At 50.0% G+C, this 19,582-nt stretch carries 14 protein-coding genes; 2 read left to right on the top strand and 12 right to left on the bottom strand.

The features are described from left to right. Nucleotides 1–48: 48 nt before the first annotated feature. A complete protein-coding gene (locus tag D3P09_RS12365; protein ID WP_120110159.1) occupies nucleotides 49–1,254 on the top strand; it encodes a DUF418 domain-containing protein in 1,206 nt (401 codons plus the stop codon). Between the two features lie 59 nt (nucleotides 1,255–1,313). Here the strand turns inward: D3P09_RS12365 and D3P09_RS12370 are convergent, their stop codons facing one another. Continuing rightward, nucleotides 1,314–1,598: a YmaF family protein gene (locus D3P09_RS12370; protein ID WP_120110161.1), complete on the bottom strand. Its 285-nt coding sequence runs from the start codon at nucleotides 1,596–1,598 to the stop codon at nucleotides 1,314–1,316. Between the two features lie 165 nt (nucleotides 1,599–1,763). Here D3P09_RS12370 and D3P09_RS12375 point away from each other — a divergent pair, with 165 nt between their 5' ends. Next, complete coding sequence (locus tag D3P09_RS12375; protein WP_120110162.1) at nucleotides 1,764–3,404, top strand: GMC family oxidoreductase; 1,641 nt, start codon at nucleotides 1,764–1,766, stop codon at nucleotides 3,402–3,404. 102 nt (nucleotides 3,405–3,506) lie between these two features. Here the strand turns inward: D3P09_RS12375 and D3P09_RS12380 are convergent, their stop codons facing one another. The 11 genes from D3P09_RS12380 to D3P09_RS12430 all read right to left on the bottom strand — a co-directional run bounded on the left by D3P09_RS12380 (nucleotide 3,507) and on the right by D3P09_RS12430 (nucleotide 19,546). Continuing rightward, nucleotides 3,507–4,814, bottom strand: a complete 1,308-nt coding sequence (locus tag D3P09_RS12380; RefSeq protein ID WP_120110164.1) for a 6-phospho-beta-glucosidase — start codon at nucleotides 4,812–4,814, stop codon at nucleotides 3,507–3,509. After that, a complete protein-coding gene (locus D3P09_RS12385; protein ID WP_120110165.1) occupies nucleotides 4,799–5,791 on the bottom strand; it encodes an N-acetylglucosamine kinase in 993 nt (330 codons plus the stop codon). The genes D3P09_RS12380 and D3P09_RS12385 overlap by 16 nt, the downstream gene beginning before the upstream one ends. Before the next feature lie 105 nt (nucleotides 5,792–5,896). Further along, nucleotides 5,897–7,558, bottom strand: a complete 1,662-nt coding sequence (locus D3P09_RS12390) for an extracellular solute-binding protein (protein ID WP_120110167.1) — start codon at nucleotides 7,556–7,558, stop codon at nucleotides 5,897–5,899. A 60-nt stretch (nucleotides 7,559–7,618) separates the two neighbouring features. Next, nucleotides 7,619–8,512, bottom strand: coding sequence for a carbohydrate ABC transporter permease (locus D3P09_RS12395; RefSeq protein ID WP_120110168.1), 894 nt, complete (start codon nucleotides 8,510–8,512; stop codon nucleotides 7,619–7,621). A 19-nt stretch (nucleotides 8,513–8,531) separates the two neighbouring features. Further along, nucleotides 8,532–9,485 (bottom strand): ABC transporter permease, encoded by a 954-nt coding sequence (locus D3P09_RS12400; RefSeq protein WP_120110170.1) that lies wholly within the window; start codon nucleotides 9,483–9,485, stop codon nucleotides 8,532–8,534. 144 nt (nucleotides 9,486–9,629) lie between these two features. Then, nucleotides 9,630–10,508: an AraC family transcriptional regulator gene (locus D3P09_RS12405; RefSeq protein ID WP_120110171.1), complete on the bottom strand. Its 879-nt coding sequence runs from the start codon at nucleotides 10,506–10,508 to the stop codon at nucleotides 9,630–9,632. 178 nt (nucleotides 10,509–10,686) lie between these two features. Next, entirely contained in the window at nucleotides 10,687–13,482 is a 2,796-nt protein-coding gene (locus D3P09_RS12410; protein ID WP_243644143.1) for a P-loop NTPase fold protein, read from the bottom strand. Nucleotides 13,483–13,621: 139 nt separating this feature from the next. Beyond that, nucleotides 13,622–14,848, bottom strand: a complete 1,227-nt coding sequence (locus D3P09_RS12415; protein WP_120110175.1) for an RtcB family protein — start codon at nucleotides 14,846–14,848, stop codon at nucleotides 13,622–13,624. Nucleotides 14,849–14,876: 28 nt separating this feature from the next. After that, nucleotides 14,877–17,462, bottom strand: a complete 2,586-nt coding sequence (locus D3P09_RS12420) for a metallophosphoesterase (RefSeq protein ID WP_120110177.1) — start codon at nucleotides 17,460–17,462, stop codon at nucleotides 14,877–14,879. Then, on the bottom strand, nucleotides 17,459–18,730 hold the full coding sequence (locus D3P09_RS12425) for a methyltransferase domain-containing protein (protein WP_120110179.1): 1,272 nt from the start codon (nucleotides 18,728–18,730) through the stop codon (nucleotides 17,459–17,461). The genes D3P09_RS12420 and D3P09_RS12425 overlap by 4 nt, the downstream gene beginning before the upstream one ends. A 30-nt stretch (nucleotides 18,731–18,760) precedes the next feature. Further along, the gene (locus tag D3P09_RS12430) at nucleotides 18,761–19,546 is read right to left on the bottom strand and encodes a nucleotidyltransferase domain-containing protein (RefSeq protein WP_120110180.1); all 786 of its coding nucleotides are present in this window, start codon (nucleotides 19,544–19,546) and stop codon (nucleotides 18,761–18,763) included. Nucleotides 19,547–19,582 lie beyond the last annotated feature (36 nt).

The following is a 19,582-nucleotide window of genomic DNA, read 5'->3' on the forward strand; positions in this document are numbered from 1 at the left end:
ACAGCAGGTAAATTACTGTTTCTATAATGGGGAGCGAGGTGATGGAAAATGATACAAAAAATAGGAAGACAAAGCATCGTAGACGAAATTCGCGGCTTGAGCTTGCTCGGCATTCTGCTATCCAATTTGCTCATCTTTCAGTATGGCATGTGGGGCAAGGATGAGATCGGTCTGTTCGGACTCTCCGGTGCTGATAGCATGGCGCACACTCTTGTAAAAATCGTAATTGAAGGGAGCTTCATGCCCATCTTCGCATTTCTATTCGGCTTCGGAATGCTTAAGCTAATGGAGGGACTCGAAGCGAAGGGAACCGGGTTCAAGATGGTCATCGTGCGCCGGTCGATCATGCTTATCGGGCTTGGATTCTTGCATTCCTATTTTCTCTGGGAAGGCGACATCTTATTATTGTACGGCGGAATGAGCCTCTTCCTCCTCCTGTTCTTAAGACGCAAGGCCAAAACAGTCTTGATCTGGGGCATCGCGCTTCTGCCGATTATCGGTCTGGCCGGTATGGACTCAACAGGCCCGCTGATTGAAGAAACGAAAATGATCCAGGAAAAAACAGAGTCTTATGTCATAAAATCTATCGATGTATATCAGAACGGAAGCTACTCGGAAATATTCGACTTCCGCCATGATGAGCCGAGACCGCTCGAAGCCGACGGCCTGATTCTAATTGCCGCTTATCTGCTCGTCCCGTTCATGACAGCCCCCATGTTTTTATTCGGCATGTATGCGGCCAGAAAAGACTGGTTCTATCAGCCTGAGACCAAACGTGCCTTTTACTTCAAATGGTCTTCCGTCTTTCTAATATCAGGTTTGATCATGAAATCGATGAAGCAGATTTGGCCTGATACGATTTTTGGCGGAGTGAGTGGCGCGCTTGGAATGTTGATCTTGTCACTCGGTTATATTATGGGGTTCGCTTTGCTGCTCTCGCTTGGGAAAGCAACGGCCCTGCGGAACGGCTTCAAGTCCGTCGGCAAGCTGTCGCTCACCAATTACTTACTGCAGACCGTCATCTGCACAACGCTCTTCTATGGCTATGGCTTTGGATGGTACGGCAAGCTTGGCATTATCGCTGGTATCGGTATTGGCATTGCCATCTATACGCTCCAGCTGCTAGGCAGTGCGCTTTACCTGAAGCGGTTCCGTATCGGCCCCGTCGAATGGCTGCTTCGGATTTGGACGTATTGGAGCTGGAACGGAAAGCCGAGACAACAAGTGACGAACGACATAGATGTAAAAGCCTGATCGTAAAAAGGCGTTCCCGACCCGGTCCAGGACCGAGCAGCGGGAACGCCTTTTCGCTTCTACATATTCATGATTTCGTTCCCTGTATTTCCTCTATACATGTGTGAATGCGGATATCTTCCGTTCATGGTTGTCTGACCTTCAAAATAATGATAGCGTCCCCCATTCAGCAAGGCGATTGAAGGACCCGTAGTTCCCCTAATGTAATGAATATGCTCATCATCAAATGAAGTTTTTGCATAATAATGATGAACGTGCTGCCCTCCGCTAGGCGCCGGCTGCGAGTGTACAGATTCCTTATCTTTCGAGACAATAAACCCGTAATTGGAATTCCATATACACAGCCTCCATTAGGAAATTTGACTATGTATAATATAGGTATATGCTTTGGTTTGAGCCGGCTTTCGTCTAGCTTAAACAAGAACGCCAGAAAACAATTCCGTTCTTCCGGTACATGGGACAGCAGAAGGCAATATAATGCATGAGTCCAATTAATAAGGAGAACATCGATGAAACGCACACTATTCTATGATTACATTATCGTAGGGACAGGACCCGCCGGTGCTGTCATTGCCAAACTTCTCTCCGACCAGAAAAATACTTCCGTGCTGCTCTTGGAGGCTGGAGAAAATAATGATAAAGATATACCGATTAGCCATTCGACATTTGCTCCTGAATTGGAGGAACAGTTTTTCGCACAATACTTTTGGCAAGGAGAAGGCACCCCTCAAGCAGACGTAGACGATCGCACGTTTGAATGGACCACCGGGAGACTTTTCGGCGGCGGCTCCTCAATTAACGGGGAACAGTATGTGCGGTATACAAGCGCTGTATTTAAAGAATGGGAAAAGCTGCTGGGTCCGCTTTGGTCGCCGGCAAAGGTGATACGACGGTTCAAACAACTGGAGAACTACAACGGAAAAACAACCAACGCGAATGCACGCGGCTATAACGGGAGAATCGACATCCGGCAAGCCCCTGCCCGTCCGACAGTGATGGCTAAGAAGCTGGTTTCCGCTATAGAACGAGCTACAGGCTTTCGGGAGATCGTGGATTACAATAACCCAAGAACCCCTCTCGGCCCCTTTACCCGTTGGCAGCTGTATCAAAAACCGAACGGCCGAAGGGTAAGCTCGTCCACTGCGTTTCTCTCCTCGGACATCGTAGGCACAGGCGGCCGGGGAGCAGGCGGGCGAAGGCTGCGACTGATGTCCAACTCAACGGTTCTTCGTGTGCTGTTCTCCGGCAAAGAAGCTAAAGGAGTGGAGTTTCTACGAAAAGGGAAATGCGAAAAAGCATATGCCCGGAAGAACGTTATTATTTCCGCAGGCATTAATAGCGCTCAAATTTTGATGCTATCGGGTATTGGCCCCTATAATATTCTTAAACAAGCAGGAATATCCCCCATATTTAATAACCCCAACGTAGGAAAGAGCTTAAGAAACCATACGTTAAACTTCGCTGTTTTTGCGACCAATCCTAATGACCGGGCGTTACCGGCCTCGGACCCTGACTCCCTTTATACCGGGGGAGCCTTCTTGCCGGAGCCTTCAGGCACGAATCCCAGACGCCGCGCAGTACAATTGATCGGTATCGGTTCGGAAGAAAACCGGTTGTCGTTAGCGCTTATTTACCTTCGGCCCTTGAGCCGGGGGTCGATTAAAATCCAAAACAACGATCCTCTAAAAATTGTGCTGGCGGATGAAGGCTTTCTTGATAATCCTTCTGATATGGAGGCAGTCAAAAACATCTATAAGGTATATGTGCGAAAGATAGCGTCCGAGTTGGCGGCCATCGATTCGTCCTATCAGCTTATATCCCCCACGATCGATATCATTGACGATGACTCCAAGCTTGAAGCGTTTATTAAAGGCAACTTCGACCACAACCATCATCAGCAAAGCTCGCTCCGCATGGCTCCACTCAATAAAGGCGGGGTTGTCGACAGCCGCGGATACGTTCACGGAGTGAAAAAGTTATTGGTTGCCGATGCTTCCATCATCCCGTTCACGGTGGACGGGAATACCTCGGCCGCATCATTCCTTATTGGTTACACCATTGCCCGGCAATTAATCATGCATAATCGAAGATTGCAAAGACATCGCGAATTCAAAAAAAATGGATATCTGTTCGAAAACGACGAGGAGTGAAAATCGCAGGCACTTGGAAGGGCTGATGCGAGTTGAATGCCAAAGGCGATCCCGGCCCGGTCCATGACCGAGCGGCGGGATCGCCTTTTTGTTAATGCCCATTCATTTGACTTTAAAAAATTGCGGCAAGTACGCCCTGTTCCGCTCCAGCATCTCTTCCAGCAGCGCCTCGGCCACATTGGCGGAATCCGTGAGCGGATGGCTCGCCAGCGCCAGAAGCGCCTTCTCTTTGCTGCCGGTGACGGCTGCTTCGATGGCCAGGCTTTCATACGTCTTAACGGCATGGATGAGGCCTTTCGTTCCTTCCGGCACGCGCTTCACCGGAACCGGAGCCGCGCCATCGCCCGTTACCACGCAATTGACTTCTATGGCCGCATCATCCGGCAAAAAGTCCAAAATGCCGTCATTGCGCACGTTCAGCGTCTGGATATCGCCCGTATTATTATAGATGGAGTGCATCAGCTTGACTGCAGCCTCGGAATAATAAGCGCCGCCGCGCTGCTCCAGCTGCTTCGGCTTCTCCGCCAGCTCCGGCTGCTTGTAGATCTCGAACAGCTCCTCTTCCAGACGCTTGACCGTCTCCGCCCGGTTATCGCCTCTCGCCGCGGCAGCCTTGCCCTCCTCCACCATCTCCCGGTGCAGATAAAAGTATTTCAAGTAATAGGACGGAATTGCCCCGAGCTCCCGCACCAGCCTGTCGTTCCAGGCCAGCTGCGGCACATTGGAGGCGGAGTAAGAACTTTGGCGGTCCAGCAGCTCCTCCAGCTTCGACTCGCCGTCAATCTCGATCCGGCTGATCCAGTGCAGATGGTTAAGTCCCGCAAACTCGCAATAGATGCGGTCAATCGGAACATGGTACAAGGACGAGAGCCACTTGTATGCCGCGATCGGGGAATTGCACAGTCCGATGGAGCGGACGCTGGAATGCTTCAGAATCGCTTCCGTGACCATGCCCGCCGGGTTCGTGAAGTTCAGCAGCCAGGCATCCGGGCACAGCTCCTCCATGTCCTTGCATATATCGAGCAGAACAGGAATCGTGCGCAGCGCCTTCATCATGCCGCCGGCGCCTGTCGTCTCCTGTCCGAGCATTCCGTATTTGACCGGGATGGACTCATCCCATCCTCTCGCCTCCAGCAGTCCCACGCGCATCTGTGTGGAGACAAAATCCGCGCCTGCAAGCGCAGCTCTGCGGTCAAGCGTCAGCTCGACGCTGATCGGCAAGCCGCTTTTCTCTACCATCCGCTGCGCAAGCGCGCCTACAATCGCCAGCTTGTGGCGCCCCTCCGGGATGTCTGCCAGCACGATCTTGCTGACCGGAAACGATTCATGCCTCGCGATAAAGCCTTCTATCAGCTCCGGCGTGTACGAAGAGCCTCCCCCGATGACAGCTACCTTTAGTCCATTACCCATTCGACATTCCTCTCCTTCACCGATAAATCCCTCTCCAGGTTTTCATATACTGCCCCTTCAATCTGGATCCCGACTCTGTCCATCGCAAGCAGCAAGGCGCCCGCTGCCGGTTCAAGCTCCAGAATACGCAGACGGCAGTCTGGCGCTGAAGCCTTCACTTGTTGCTCAATAAACGGCACGACATATTGTCCCTCTCCGCGAGTCAGAATGCTGCCTGCAAGCACTACGTCAAACGCATCCGCTTCCATTCTCAGCTTATGAATGACGGCACTCGCCGTACAGCCAAGCTCCCGGCCTTGCCTCTCCAGAATGGCCCGCGCCGTCTCATCACGTTCAGCAGCCTGAAATAACAGCTTGGCGAACGAATGAGGCGCACGCTTCCCTTCATCCAAGTATCCATGGTACATGTCATACACATTGTCATAGCCAGCAGCCTCAAGCACCAGCGCCGTGAGCACAGTGGGCTTCTCCCGGCCCTCCCATGCGCGGATGACCGCGCGGAAGGCTTCCACCGCCAATTCGGAGCCTCCGCCAAAATCGCCGAATTCATACCCGAACCCGCCTACTTGCAGTTCTTCTCCAGCCGCATTCATCCCGTAGCAATTCGTGCCGCTTCCGCAGATGAGCACGACGCCGTCCGGCTGCCTTGTTCCCGCGCGCAGGCCGATAACTGTGTCGCATACGATGCCATGCCTTTCATACCCCATCGCAGCAACCATCGGCCTCAGGATTTGAAAATCCGCTTCGCGGTCAGCACCGGCAAGTCCGAACATCGCATACGCGATATCTTCCCGCCTCAGGCCGGCATCCGCCAAAGCCTTCTCCGTTGCTTCCCGAATATTGCCGTCAGCAAGCGATACTCCTAGCTGATGATTGCCGCAGCCGCTCATCCCTCTTCCCAGAATGCGGCCCGTTCGATCCGTAACGACAGCAAGCGTCTTGCTTCCGCCGCCGTCTACGCCCAAGTAATACGTCAAGTATGATCTCTCCCATACCGCCTGACTGTTAAGGCCGGCTCCATCAGCTCGCATGCAGGAGTGCCGCATGGTCCGTCCAATGTACGCCGGCCTTAGCCAGGGTCATTATTTCGCTGCGTTAAGCTTGCTTACGTTCTCTTGCCATCTCTCTGTTTTGTACTTCAGCAGCTTGTCATAGCCTGCCTTCATCGCATCGGCATCCGCCTTATCCAGAATGGCGAGCACTTCTGCATCCGAGGAAGCGGTGCTGATCGCCTTCGCTCTCGCTTGCTCATAGATTTCCAATACGCGTTGCGCGATGATGCCTTCGTCCGTATCTCCAGCCGGATCAAGGTTGACGTACGCCGTCGTATTAAATTGAGTTTTCCATGTAATTTCCGACTGCCAATGCGTCTCCCAGTTGCGCTTCTCAGCCGGAAGCGTCGATTCGAACTTCATCTTGGAGTTGTCGACATAGACCGTATTGCCGTTCCACTGGAAGTTGACCGTGGAGTTCATCAGCTCATCGCGTCCCTTCGGATCGCTGGTGAATTTCTCCGTGAATATCGGCGCGTCTTCACCGTCTACACCTTCCCAGTAGAGGCCTTCAGGTCCCCACATAATCGTACGCTGGCCTTCCGGTCCCGTCAGCCAATCCAGGAAAGCGAAGATGGCTTCCGGATTATCTGCGGACTTCGTAATGACGCTAACGTTCCAGCCCAGCTGCTTGTAATCGCCAGGGAAAATTTTGTTGCGGTCAAGCCCTTCCTTATGAACCGGCCATACCATGATGTAACCTGCCTCCGGATCATGAGAGGACAGCTCATTGTTGCCCTTGGAACCAAATTCTGTCGGGCTGGATGCCACATATACCGCAATCTTGCCCGTAACGATTTTCTGCTCGACCTGCTCCAGCTTCTGCGTGAACGCATCCTGCGTCATCAGCTTCTCGCGGTACAGGCGGCTGGCATACTGGATCAGCTCACGGTACACAGGGTCTGCGAACAGCGATACCAGCTCATTGCCTTGCGGCACAGCGATCATCGAGTTGAAGGTGTACGGTCTGTTCTCCGCGAAAGCCGATACCATGATGTCCACGCCCGATGCAGTCTGGCCGACTTCTAGTGGAATCACATCCGGGTACTTCTCTTTCACCAGCTTCAGATAGTTGTACAGATCGTCTGTCGTCTCCAGGCTTGGCGCGCCAAGCTCGTTATAGATCTTCTTGTTGACCAGGTAGCCTGCATTCCCGTTCGGCTGCGTCGTATACCAGTTCGGGAACTGATACAGCTTGCCGTCCGGCGAGCGGAGCATATCCAGCGTGGATTCGCCCGCCCACTTCTTCAGATTCGGATACTTGTCCAGATAGTCGTCGAAAGGCACCAGCATGCCCTCCGCACGAAGCTTCTCAACATCGGCTCCGCGCTCCATCCACATCACGTCCGGCAGCTCGCCGGATACGATCATGGTGCTCAGCTTGTTTTTGGCTGCGCCGCCGGAGCTGACCGGCACGACGTTGACCTTTTTGTTCTCTTTGATCCATTGCGTCGCAAGATCGGCTCCCCACTCCGGCATCGTGTACCAGTCATAGTGGCCGTAGAAGGAAAATTCCAATGGCTCAGCACCCAGCTCGAATACGCCGGAAGCATTTTCTGTCGGCTCGGAAGGCTTGTTGGACGGCCCCTCCGTGTTGTTTTTCTCTTTAGAACCTGAACACCCCGCTAAAGCTGTGACAATGACAAGCGTGACTGACAATGATGCGAGAAGCTTACGTTTCCATCCTTTCATTGCATGCGCTCCCTTCACAAGTTCATCTATGGTCAAAGCCGGTGGCTTTACACCCGTTCCTTACTCTTTCAGAGACCCAATCAATACGCCTTTTACAAAATACTTCTGCACGAACGGATACACGCATAGAATCGGCACCGTCGCGACCATCATCGTCGCCATAGACAGCGACTTGGTCGTAACTGCCCGCATTGCGCCCATACGGCCTTGAGAAGCGGAGTCCAGATTCTGCATCTGCTCTAGCATGATGTTGGAGTTCAGAATTTGCTGCAACTTCGTCTGGATCGGCAGCAGATCGACATTGGAGATATAGATGCTTGGCGCAAACCAGTCATTCCAATGGTAGACCGCCGTGAACAGCGACAGCGTCGCAATGACCGGACCCGATAGCGGAAGCACAATCCGGAAAAAAATGCCCCAGTTCGAAGCGCCGTCGATTGCCGCAGACTCCTCCAGTCCTGCCGGAATGCCCTTGAAGAAGGTCCGGAAAATGATCATATTCCACACGCTGATAATGCCGGGGATGATCATAACCCAGAAGGAATTCATCAGCCCGAGCTCGCGAATCAGCAGATAGCTCGGAATAAGGCCGCCGCTGAAATACATTGTGATAATGCACATGACCATATAGAACTTGCGTCCCATCATCTCGCGCTTGGTCATGCCGTAAGCGAAGATCGCCGTTGCGATGATGGACAGCAGCGTCCCGGCCCCCGTGCGGAGCACCGAGATGATGAATCCGTCGATCAATCGTTTGTCTTTGAACACAACCTCATAGTTGGATAATGTAAACTCGCGAGGCCAGAATGTAATCCCGCCCAGCATCGTGTCACTGCCGGAGTTGAATGAAATAACAGCAGCGTTCCAGAATGGGTAGAACGCGACAAACCCCAGCAAGAACAGCAGCGTATAGTTCACGCCGACAAATATCCGGTCTCCATAAGACAGTCTCATTGCCACTCGCCCCTTCCTGCTACCATAAGCTGTTCCCCGATCTTCTCGCCAAGTAATTGGCGCCTGCCAGCAGCGCTACGCTTATGAGCGCCTTGAACAATCCGGCAGCCGTGGCGTAGGAGAACCTGCTGTTCTGGATCCCGATCCGGTACACATACGTGTCCAGCACATCGCTGACATCCCGCAGCACGGGATTGCCCGCCAGCAGCAAGATATCCTCGAAGCCCGCATTCAGGAAGTTGCCGATAGCCAATATGGAGAAGACGATCACAACCGGCATAATGGACGGAATCGTGATGGAGACAATTTGTCTGATCCTGCTCGCTCCGTCGATAGAAGCCGCCTCGTAGAGATGCGGATTAATTCCTGCAATCGCTGCCAAATATACGATGGAGGAAAAGCCGATTTCCTTCCACACATTCGTGGCAACCAGAATGCTCCAGAAGTAGCTTGGCTCGGACAGGAAGTTGATCGGATCGTCAATCAGGCTCAGCTTCTGCAGCAGCAGATTGAGGCTTCCGTTGTCCGTAGACAGAATCGATGTGACAAAGCCGGAGACGATAACCCACGACAAGAAGTGAGGCAAGTAGCTGATCGTCTGAACGAGCCGCTTGAAGAACCGCCTGCCGATCTCATTAAGCATGAGCGCCAGCAGGATAGGAGCCGGGAAGCCAATGCACAGCTTAAGCATGCTGATGACCAGCGTATTGCGCATGACCGTCCAAAACTCCGGCGCGTTGAAAAACATCTCAAAATGCTTGAACCCGACCCACGGGCTCTGAAGGAAACCTTTGAACAAGCTGTAGTCCTGGAATGCCATCAGGACGCCGTACATGGGAATGTAGCTGAATACAAAAATAAATAGCAGAGCCGGCAGTGCCATGAGTTGAATGTCCCACTGCTTCAGAAAACGAATGAAAGGACTTTTTTTGCGATGCGTCTGCCTCTCGACAACCAGCTTGGCTTGTGGCATCGGCTTCCCCCTCCCTAATTAACAAGTGAGATTGGTGTCAGCATTCATAACACAATCTCGTGATGTCTGTATATTTATTGTAAAGGAGGCGCATCCCCGATTCTCTGCCTAAACAATTAAAAACCAGCACTATTTCACTGGTTTTTAACATTGATGCTTTCGCGAAGCTTTCGGCGTGACGCCGACATGCTTTTTGAAAAGCCTATTGAAATTGGTAAGGGTGCGGAAGCCGCATTCCAGCGCGATATCCGTCACTTTCATGCTCCCGTTCTCAAGCAGCGTAACGGCTCGCTCCAGCCGAATTTGGATCAGATAAAGGAGAGGCGGCATGCCGACTGACCGCTTGAAGAGATCGCTAAAGCGCGACGGACTGAGGTAGACAAGCGATGCCAGCTCCTCCAGCGTCCAAGGGTGGGCGTAATGCTGCTCCATCACCATGATGACCTGTCTCATCTTCTCCAGCTGCTGCTCGCTGATGCCGCTATCGTGGCGATGAATGCCGTCGCTGCGGAAGCCGCGGTTCACAATGGCAAGGAAACGCAGCATAATGGAATGGACCATTGTCGCGTAGGAGCGCTGTTCTTGGATATGTTCTTGATGAAGCTCAAGCAGAAGCTCTTGCAGCTCGTTCATTTGCGGATGGTCTCGATCGAGACGATTCGTGAAATGCCTTCCCATCTCGCGGAACGGACTCAGCAGTTCCGGGTCGATGCGCAGGCCGTGGATAAACCAGGAGGGATCGAAGGTAATGACGAGGATCACAAGATCGCTCGATTCGATTGCGCAGTGCAGATCATTGGAGTTGATAAGAAAAATATCGCCTTGCTGAAATTGATAGCTTTGACCGTTAATGATGTAATGGCCTGTTCCGGATTTGATCAGATTGATCTCCAGCACGTCATGCCAATGCAGCCTCTGATAGGGGCTTGTGACACCGACCGTTTCTGCGACAATAAGGGGATATTTTTGAGCTAATTTTACTTTTTCCTTCGGAATTGCCCCTTCACGCAGACTAGACTCCATCCCATATCGCCTCCGCTACGCCTGTTTTTTTGAAACCGCTTAACGTATACACCAATATGTCATAATTTCTGTCACAAGGCAACAGGATATATTTGTAATTTTCAGATATATTCTACGCATACATTTCTTTCTAAAAAAAGTCGACTCCCTGATTCAGATGGGTGTCGACCATTACAATCTATGAATTAATTTCATTCAAATAGAAAGTGTATCTGCTTACTCTAACCGCACTCGTTAGCATATTGGAACTCGGCAGTCTTCCTAACCCGCGCTCCTCAACAAAAGAAACTACAAGGCTCATTCCTTCTAAAGCACCGTCTAATTTACTTAATACTTCTGCAAGGCTGACTTGTTCTGTTGATTGTTTAATTAAATACACCAACTCACGAGACAATTGGGGATATCCCAGTGTTAAGGAAAGCATGAATAACGTCGCATCCTGACTAAAATCATTAAAATATCTTGATCGCATTAATCGGTAAATGTTCACAAATCTTTTCATCGTTCTTGGTGATGAACCTATTAGTACGGCATAGGCAGAAGCCTTAATGATCTCTTCTTCACTAAGATGTAAACGATTATAGTCATCCAACGCTTTGCCAGTCTCTTGATCTGAAGGATCGGAATGAATAATATCGTCATCAAACTCATAGGTTTCATATTCTTCAGCTTCCATCTCGATATTATCAGTTTCTTCCTCTTCTACATCTTCATCTTTGATCGACTGATGATGATCAGATTCGAATAACCCATGTAAATATGTACGGCCGTCTTCCTCGGTTAACGGTTTGATTTGGAACGTAATTTGAAAAATTTTCTCCAAATAGTCGAACGCAGTAGCGATGTGCGTGTTCTCATGATTCTCCAAAGATACGTTGAACTCTTCTTTCAGACATTTTGTGACCCAACGAATATCTACGGCTACAATAACCATAAACAGATTTGAGGAGAGCATCAAATGAACGGCCTGCAGTACCTCGATAACTTTTTGTGGAGTACACCGGTCCAGATCATCAATATACAAAACGATACGGTCAATGCTGTTTCTTTTCCCTTGCGTGGTTTGCATGAATTGGCTCAGCTTCTCAAAATCATTTCGAAGAACATGAATAATGCCCAGTTCTTTTTTATAGGCTTGGGAGGCTAGGCGTTCTTCCAAGTAATATTTAATAATGTTGCCTGACTTAATTTCATCCAGCTCTGCCACTACTCTTTGCTGATCTTCCTCTATCTGACCAATTTCGGTATGAAGTTTCTCACGTTCCCTCGCTTGTGCCGCAAGCGAATCGAATACGTATCCCCAGCTATTCCGAATGACTCTTACATGTTTGTTATTCCAAAAGTTGACGAGAACCGTAATTGTTGCAGCTATCGGAGAGAACCAAAGTACGGTCTGATGCCATGCGTTCGCCACTATATCTTCCCAAAGAGGACGCGTCAAATAGATAATAGGGAATAGCAAACACAGAATCAGAATTGTGATCCAGACACCTTTTGGGATAAACCTGTAAATCAATTTAGCTTTCAAGAAGCTCTCTTTAACGTCGGAAGACCACAGCCTTCCATCTTCCCTTAGCTCGATCACTTTTTGCACTTGGTCTTTAAGCCGAATCTCTGGATCTATTGCTTCCAACTCATTAATAAATTGAGGGCTGCTGGCGGCCAGTCTGCCCCATACTGATTCTTTGGATTTCGTTTTCAACTTTAATTCTTGTTTTTGTTTTTCCTGCTCAAGCTCCTTCAATTCCTGCTTTAATTTATGAACTACCGGTAAACTATCAAACAGCTTATCTTCAGATTCATTAACGTCAGAATACGATTGGTGAACGCTTTTAAATATGTGATCGGCTAAGCTTGCATAAAGATTGGTATCCATATAGTGCCAGGCGTTAAACTCAATTTGAACGACCTTTTTATGAAACAGATTATCTTCTCTATGCGACAGCTCCTCTACTTGCTGCTGCATCTGCTTCATGAAGAAGCTTTTTCCCGAACCCCAAGCCCCAAACAAACCAACTGCCATATTATCTACATCCCGCATCGATACCAACCGGGCGAGCGATCCAACATCTTCACCGATATTAAGAAGATCTTGGCGGAAATCCTGATCGCTTAAATATGGAGTTAGTTGAATGCCTGTAAAAAAAACCTCTTTCTCTACAACAGTAATACTTGAGGCTAAATTATTATCAACTTCATTCTGTTCAGATGTTTCAGTAATATTATTAACCCATACGTTTAGAGGGGTATCACTATCTTGATTATTATGAAATTTCAACATTTTATATATAATTGGCGAGAAATCATCAACCATTTCTCCAATGCTATTAGTTAATAATTGAGGTGAATCTATTAATTGTTTTTTATCAATACGAGAGACAAATCCTACAATCTCCGTTTTATTTAATTCGCTATTCAATAAATTATTTATATAGCTTTTTAAATCTACTTCCTTTTTGGACCTTAGGCCCTCTGTTCGATATCCTTTTTCAAGTAATTTTTCCAAGTATTTTTCTTCGGATTTTAGAGTTTCTTGAAATATATTAGTCCAAAAATAATCTTCTTGGGTAATTTTTTTTGAAGCAACAGAAAAACTTTGCAAGTGTCCAAATCTAAGAGTTGCTCCATCTTTGTCAATTCTCCATGAGAAGCGAATGGTGAAGTTCCCATTAAATGAGAATGTTATTCCAAAATTAAATGAATCATTAACAACCTGTCCCATTCCTTGTATTCTCCGAAAGGGAGGAGGATTGTATACTTTGGCATAAACTCCAAATCGATCTAAATATGATTTAGCTACCTGAGCCAACATAGCAGTTTCTTTCCTATGAGTCTGCGAATAAGCATTATTTAAATCTTCTAATTGTAGTGGTATTTGATTTTCTTCAATAGAGTTTCTTCTCAGTTTCGTTAGTTCAACATTAATCTTGCTGAATTTATCAAATAAGTATTCATTAATCCAATCTAAGCTCATGTCCAACCTACTTACCCCCTGCATCAAAACTTTCTAATATTACCCACCTAAAAAAACAATACATATGTCCTAAGACCATAGTAACAAAAAGTTCTGGGAAGTACAGGAAAATAATAAAACAGCCCCACGGGGCTGCTTCTTAGTCCTTATAAGGATCAAATTCATCCGCGCCCGCCATGCAGACGCCGATCGGCTTCAGCACATGGAGCACGTTGATCGTCTCGGCATGGGCGTCCAGCACCTCTTGCAGCTTGCGGTAGACAAATGGACTCTCATCCGTGCCGGCGCCTCTAAGCATAACGCCGTATTGCTGTACAGCCTCGCGCATCTGCTCCGGCGAGATCGCTCCGCCTGAGCGGCTGCGCGTCTTCCAATTCATCTTCCCCGCCGCCTGGGTCCGGCTCATGATGCGCCCGGCGCCATGAACCGTACTATAGTAGGAATCCTTATTCTCCTCTGTATCCTTCCCTCTTACGATGACGGAGATATCGCCCATGCTGCCCCCGATAAACCCAAGCTGCCCCGGCGCGGAAGGCGTAGCGCCCTTGCGGACAACAATGCGCTCTGCCCCGTCATGGGTTTCCTTCCAAGCATAGTTGTGATGGTTGTGCACCTCGAAATCCGCTTCCGCCCCCAATATGGAGAGCACCTGGCGAATGACGTAATCCCTTCCCGCATAGGCATATCGGCCCGCCAGCCGCATCGCCCGGTAATACATATCGCCAAGCTCGCTGTCCAGATCGAACAATACGGGAGCTTGGTCCATGCTCTCTCCTGGCGCCTTGCCCAGAAATTCGCGGCCCGCTGCTAGATTCAGAAAGCCGCTTGCCGTCTTGTGGCCGAAGCCCCGGCTGCCGAAGTGGTTCCCCACCCACAGCCTGCCGCTGTCCGCTTCCACAAACAAATCGACATAATGATTCCCGCTGCCTACCGTTCCCAGCTGGTTCTGGGCCAGCGCCTTCAGCTTGTCATGCTCTTGTCTGCCCGCCTGCTTATAGACGCTCCAATCGGGATCATCGAACAGCTCATGGTCTACCCGCTCGCTATTCACGCGTCCGACGCCGAAGGAGATGGCGCGGGCCAGCTCATTCATGATGCCATCCAGCTTCGGCATAACGTCGGCCGCCATCAGATTCGTGCGGACGGCCTTATTCCCGCAGCCGATATCGTAGCCGACACCAGAAGGCGAGATTTGCCCGTCGTATACGACGACCCCGCCGATCGGCTGGCTGTAGCCTTTATGATGATCGGCCATCAGCAGCGCCTGCACGACTTGGCCGTGCCCGGCGCAGGTTTTCGCTTGCGACAGTGCGCCGGACTCGGGATTGCCCCATACGCGCACGCCGTCTATCGTTTGATAAGCCACTATACTTCTCTCCTTATACGCTTGCTTCCTATAATCTAGGGTCAATCTCCTTCTCCTTGGCAACCTCGAACAGGATGTTCGCCGCCGCTTTCCGGTATCCTTCATGGTCCGGCGAAATATCCTCCAGCTTAATCGCCAGCAATTGCTTGCCAAGACGGTATTCATTCGCCGATGTTTTCAGCTTCGGCAAAATGTTCTTCTGCTTCATCAGCTTATTGTACTTGTGCGGGAACCGATAGTCATATCCATATATGATCGACAAATAGCCCGGGTTTCTTACCTTCATATACGGTACAGTATCCTGCGCTTCATGCTCTGGCTTGATCACGACGCCTTCCATACCCTGCTCGATCGTTAATTGATTAAAGAACTGCTGCGCAAGCCCATAAGCTCCCTCATCGTTCAAATCAAGCTCCAGACACTGATCGTCCGTCAGCAGACGATACATCTCAGATGTAGGGACAGCCGGTATCCGTTCTTCGCCGCTCGCCAGTATTTCTTTCAGTATCGCAAAAGGCTTGAAGGCAAGCTCCTCGTCTCTCGCATATAATTCCATCTGCCGGACATACGTCTCATAAGCCTTCTCATGCATGCTTAACGGCATGAAGGAATCTCTGATCTCCCGCACATATTTATAGTTCTGATAGACATGCGGTCCGAATTTCTCGGACAGGACTGCCTTGGACAGCGTATGCTGATCCTTCTCGAAGCCGCTTGCTTCGTATTGCCCAATCAGACCTTGCAGCGCATCTTCAAAACGGAAAGCCTTCAAAAATTGAATCTCCGTCTCCAGCGCCTTCTCGATCGGCTTGAATTGACGGTCAATTAGCCCTTCGCCGAGGGCCTTCCACGGCATCAGCTCACCGTCCAGTATCATTCCTTCGATTCCATTCGTGTCCATATAATCATTCAAACGCTCAAGCATGCGCTCATATACATTAGTCATATCGACCGACTTCATCTTGTATCCATTGCGGCTGACCGCATAACAACGATCCAGCTCGCGGAACAGATAGATATTGCATCTGGAGCCCATATATTTGGGCTGCAGAACGACTTGATGAGCCCCGCGGTCACGGAAGTAATCCAGACCCTTAGCAAGCGACTCCAGCTCCCCCGTCTCCATATCCTTGTCAGCAGGAGACATCGTGCCGGAAACAAAGTTGATTTTATGCCTGGAGCTGTAACGCAGCCTCCGCAGCGACTCCTCATCCAGCTCCCGCACATCTACCTTTTTCTCTGACTGGAACAAAACCGGCAGCGTCTCTGCCATCGCGGCATGCTGAGAGCGGAAGCTCTTGAAGAATGGCTTGAAGCTGATCGTAACGGAGGCCAGAGCGTTGCCATGCACGCATCCCGCATCAATATGAAGCTTGTTCTTGATTCGGAAGGCTTGCTTTGCGGCAATATGTCCAAAGATGTGATACGGATGATTGCCGACCGCTTCATCAGCCAGGAAGGCGATTTGCTCCTCCGTCGATTGACCGCGGTCCAGCCGGAAGCTGCGCTGATGGCGTACAGAGTTGGCATCGAGCTTGCCGATATATTTGTTCCGGCATGGCGCATGCGTGACATAATAGGACGGTCCCTCGGTACCGTTGCGTCGATAGAAAGGCTTCGATAGCCCGACGAGACAATCAAACTTCCGGCGCAGCTCCGCATCCTCGGCGAGAACAGATACCGAATCGAAATAATCCTTCAAGAGCTCGGGGTCCGCCCCTTTTACGTCGCCATTCAAGTATTTCGATACAAAATTCTCGTGATTGCCCAATACGAATAAGAAATGCTCCTGGTTCTCATATAGAAATTCTACGGTTTCACGCGTCTGCTTCCCTTTATCGATCCAGTCTCCAGCCAAGATAACTTTCCCAGCTTTAACCTTATCCGTACGTTGAAGCTTGCCGCCTTCCACCTGAAAGCCATAGCCCTTCAACAACCCTTGGAGCTCAGAGACACATTCGTGAACGTCGCCTACGACGATATGCTCTTGATCCTTAGGCAGATGGACACTCATGTAATCATTCCAGTCCTGAATATCCACCTTATATTCGCTATTCGCGCCACCGCTTGCAGGATCTAAGAAATCCTTTGCTCTGACTTTATGAATATTCCCGTAGCCCTCTCTCGACAGCACCGGCAGGACTTCCCGCTTCAGCCGCGTCAAATGGCCGCTGATCAGCTTTCTTGAGCGCTCGGAAGCATAGTAGTCTTCCCGCTTGCGGTAATCGAACAAAACAACCTCTACGTTATAATTGTTGTCCTGAGCAACCTCTCGAACTTTGCTGCGGAAATCCTCCGCAAGCCCCAATGTATCCAGCACGACAAACTCAGCGTTAATCGGAAAGGACGTTACGAGCTTCAATCTGTCAAATAACAGCGCGAATGCATGCGAGCTGCTCTCCAGCATCACCTGGTCATATTTGTCGTACGGATGGCCCAGCAGCTCTTGCCGGATGGCGTCGGAGGACAAATATTGCACATTGGTCCGCGCATTCACGGACGATTCAACTTTCATCAATTGAGGGATAAGCACTTCTCTTGCAAAGGTCGACTTGCCGCATTCTGTCGGCCCGACCAGCATAAATATCGTATGAACCTTAACGGCTATATTCACAGCTGAACCTCCCTTCCGTGGACGATAACGCCTTGCGTCGTATGTACGCCGTTGACGCGATCGCCAATATCTACAAATTCATAAGCCAATCCCGTATGGGCAACCGCGTCGCCGAACCATTGCCGGAACGGCGCTTGCCCCATCTCCCACTTGTGATCGTCATGCCGGAACCCTTCAATTTCGTAGAACTTATTGAAATCGGCATTGGGCGTTGTCACGATAAGCTGGCGGAAAGAGACCTCCGCACATAGCTGCCTGATGAGCGCCGACGCTTCATCCTCCGTCATATGCTCGATCACTTCGGTCAATATAATATCAACTTGTTCGCCATTGTACGTCTCCAAGTAATGATCGATAGACAGGTACAAAGCGATATTATCGATTTCCTTCGCAGCCGCTTTGCGATCTACCACTTGATGCAATTCCTCGTTGGTATCGATCGCATAATACATGCTTTCGAGCTTGCTGGCGAACGGAATCGCATAGAAGCCTTCGCCGCAGCCTACATCCAGGATAGGCAGGTCAAATTTGAGCAGGCTTTTAATATAGCTTCTCCGCTGATGCGCCGTGCTTCCATGCTGCAGCTCAATCCGGTAGCGGTTCGTCCGCTCAATCTCGGATTTATACCGGCCGAATCTCTCGCGGGTAACGAGGAAATTGCGGGCGAACAAGCTGCGGATATAGAATGGCGCGTCGATCACATTCAAGCTGCGGATATACTTATCCAGAATTTCATCAGAAATATCAATGTACTCTTCGCCGAACATCGACAGGAACAAGCACAGCACGCTGACCGTATGAAGCAAGTGATAAAGGCTTTTCTCTGTACTGACCGCAAGTGAATAGCTCTTGTAGGATTGATGCTGCAGGCTGAACTCATACTCCGGCATATGCTTTTGGAAAAAATCGATATAATGCGACCGTTGCACGTGGATCATATTGATAAAGAATGTGTGCTTGAAGCCTTCCGAATCCCGCTCATCATGTGCCTTGAACGGAGAGGAGAAATATTCGTTAATCGCATTAAGCGGAAACATAGGCGTGTTGTAACGAGACACATTCAAATATTCAAAGTTGTCCTGCTCATGCTTCTTATAGGAAATGCCATTGTCCGCATCCTTGAAATAAACATTGAAGGCCGAATGATCGGAATACCAGCCATATGACATGCCCTGGCGGATTGGCCGCAGCAGCATGCCGCTGCCGGGATTTTTCCGAATAAGAAACGTAAACTGCGGATTGGTCGATGTTAATTGTACGATTGCCATGGTCCATACCCTCTTTTCATCAAAAACGATCTATTTATTCCAAGCTTCCATCAACAACTCGCGGAACAACGCATCCAGCTCCATGTCAATATCTGACTTCGCGCCTGGCAGCCGGGCTGCCGCTTGCTCCAGCGAGGCGAGCCGCTCCTCGATATAGGCGTTAATCGCCGGAAGCCTTGGTTCATCGTCCAACTCGTCGCCTGCCTTCTTGCGGGCAAGCAGCTCTCCGATCAGCCGGTCAAGCTCGCCTCCTCTCGGTAGCAGCTCATTCACCAGACTCTCGAATGCCATTGGCGGCATCGCGCCCTTGCGCAATATCCATTCGCAAGCGAGGATGGGCCGCAGAACGTAGAAGTATTTCTTAATGCGAACAACATCGCCTTGCAGGTAAGTCCTGTAGTTGCCCCGCGCCATGTGCAAGTAATGATAGATGCTTGCCTTCGGGGAATACGCCTTTTCGCTAAGCCCGCGCAACCGCTCCGCCGTCCCGCATGCTTCGCCATAGATAACGGGTGAGTCCAGCCATTCCATAAGCGGCGGATTGGACTTGCGGAACAGGTTCAGCGTCTTCCTTAGGTCCCATCCGCTTATATCGAGCATATCGCTGATCGGGCGCTCGATCACATCCCGCTTCTCAAAGATCGAGAGATACCAATCGACAGGACGCACATAGATGAAGCGCACATCATAATCGCTGTCCTGCGACGGAAAGCCCCATGCCCTGCTGCCCGATTCACACGCATAGAGGATGCGAATCCCCTCCTCGCGTTCCAGCAGCTTCAGCTCTTGCTTGATTTTCGTAGTCATCTCTGTCATCTGAACCTCTCCCTAATCCATACGCCGTCTTCTTGT

The organism is Paenibacillus pinisoli, from assembly GCF_003605435.1.
Classification (GTDB): domain Bacteria; phylum Bacillota; class Bacilli; order Paenibacillales; family Paenibacillaceae; genus Pristimantibacillus; species Pristimantibacillus pinisoli.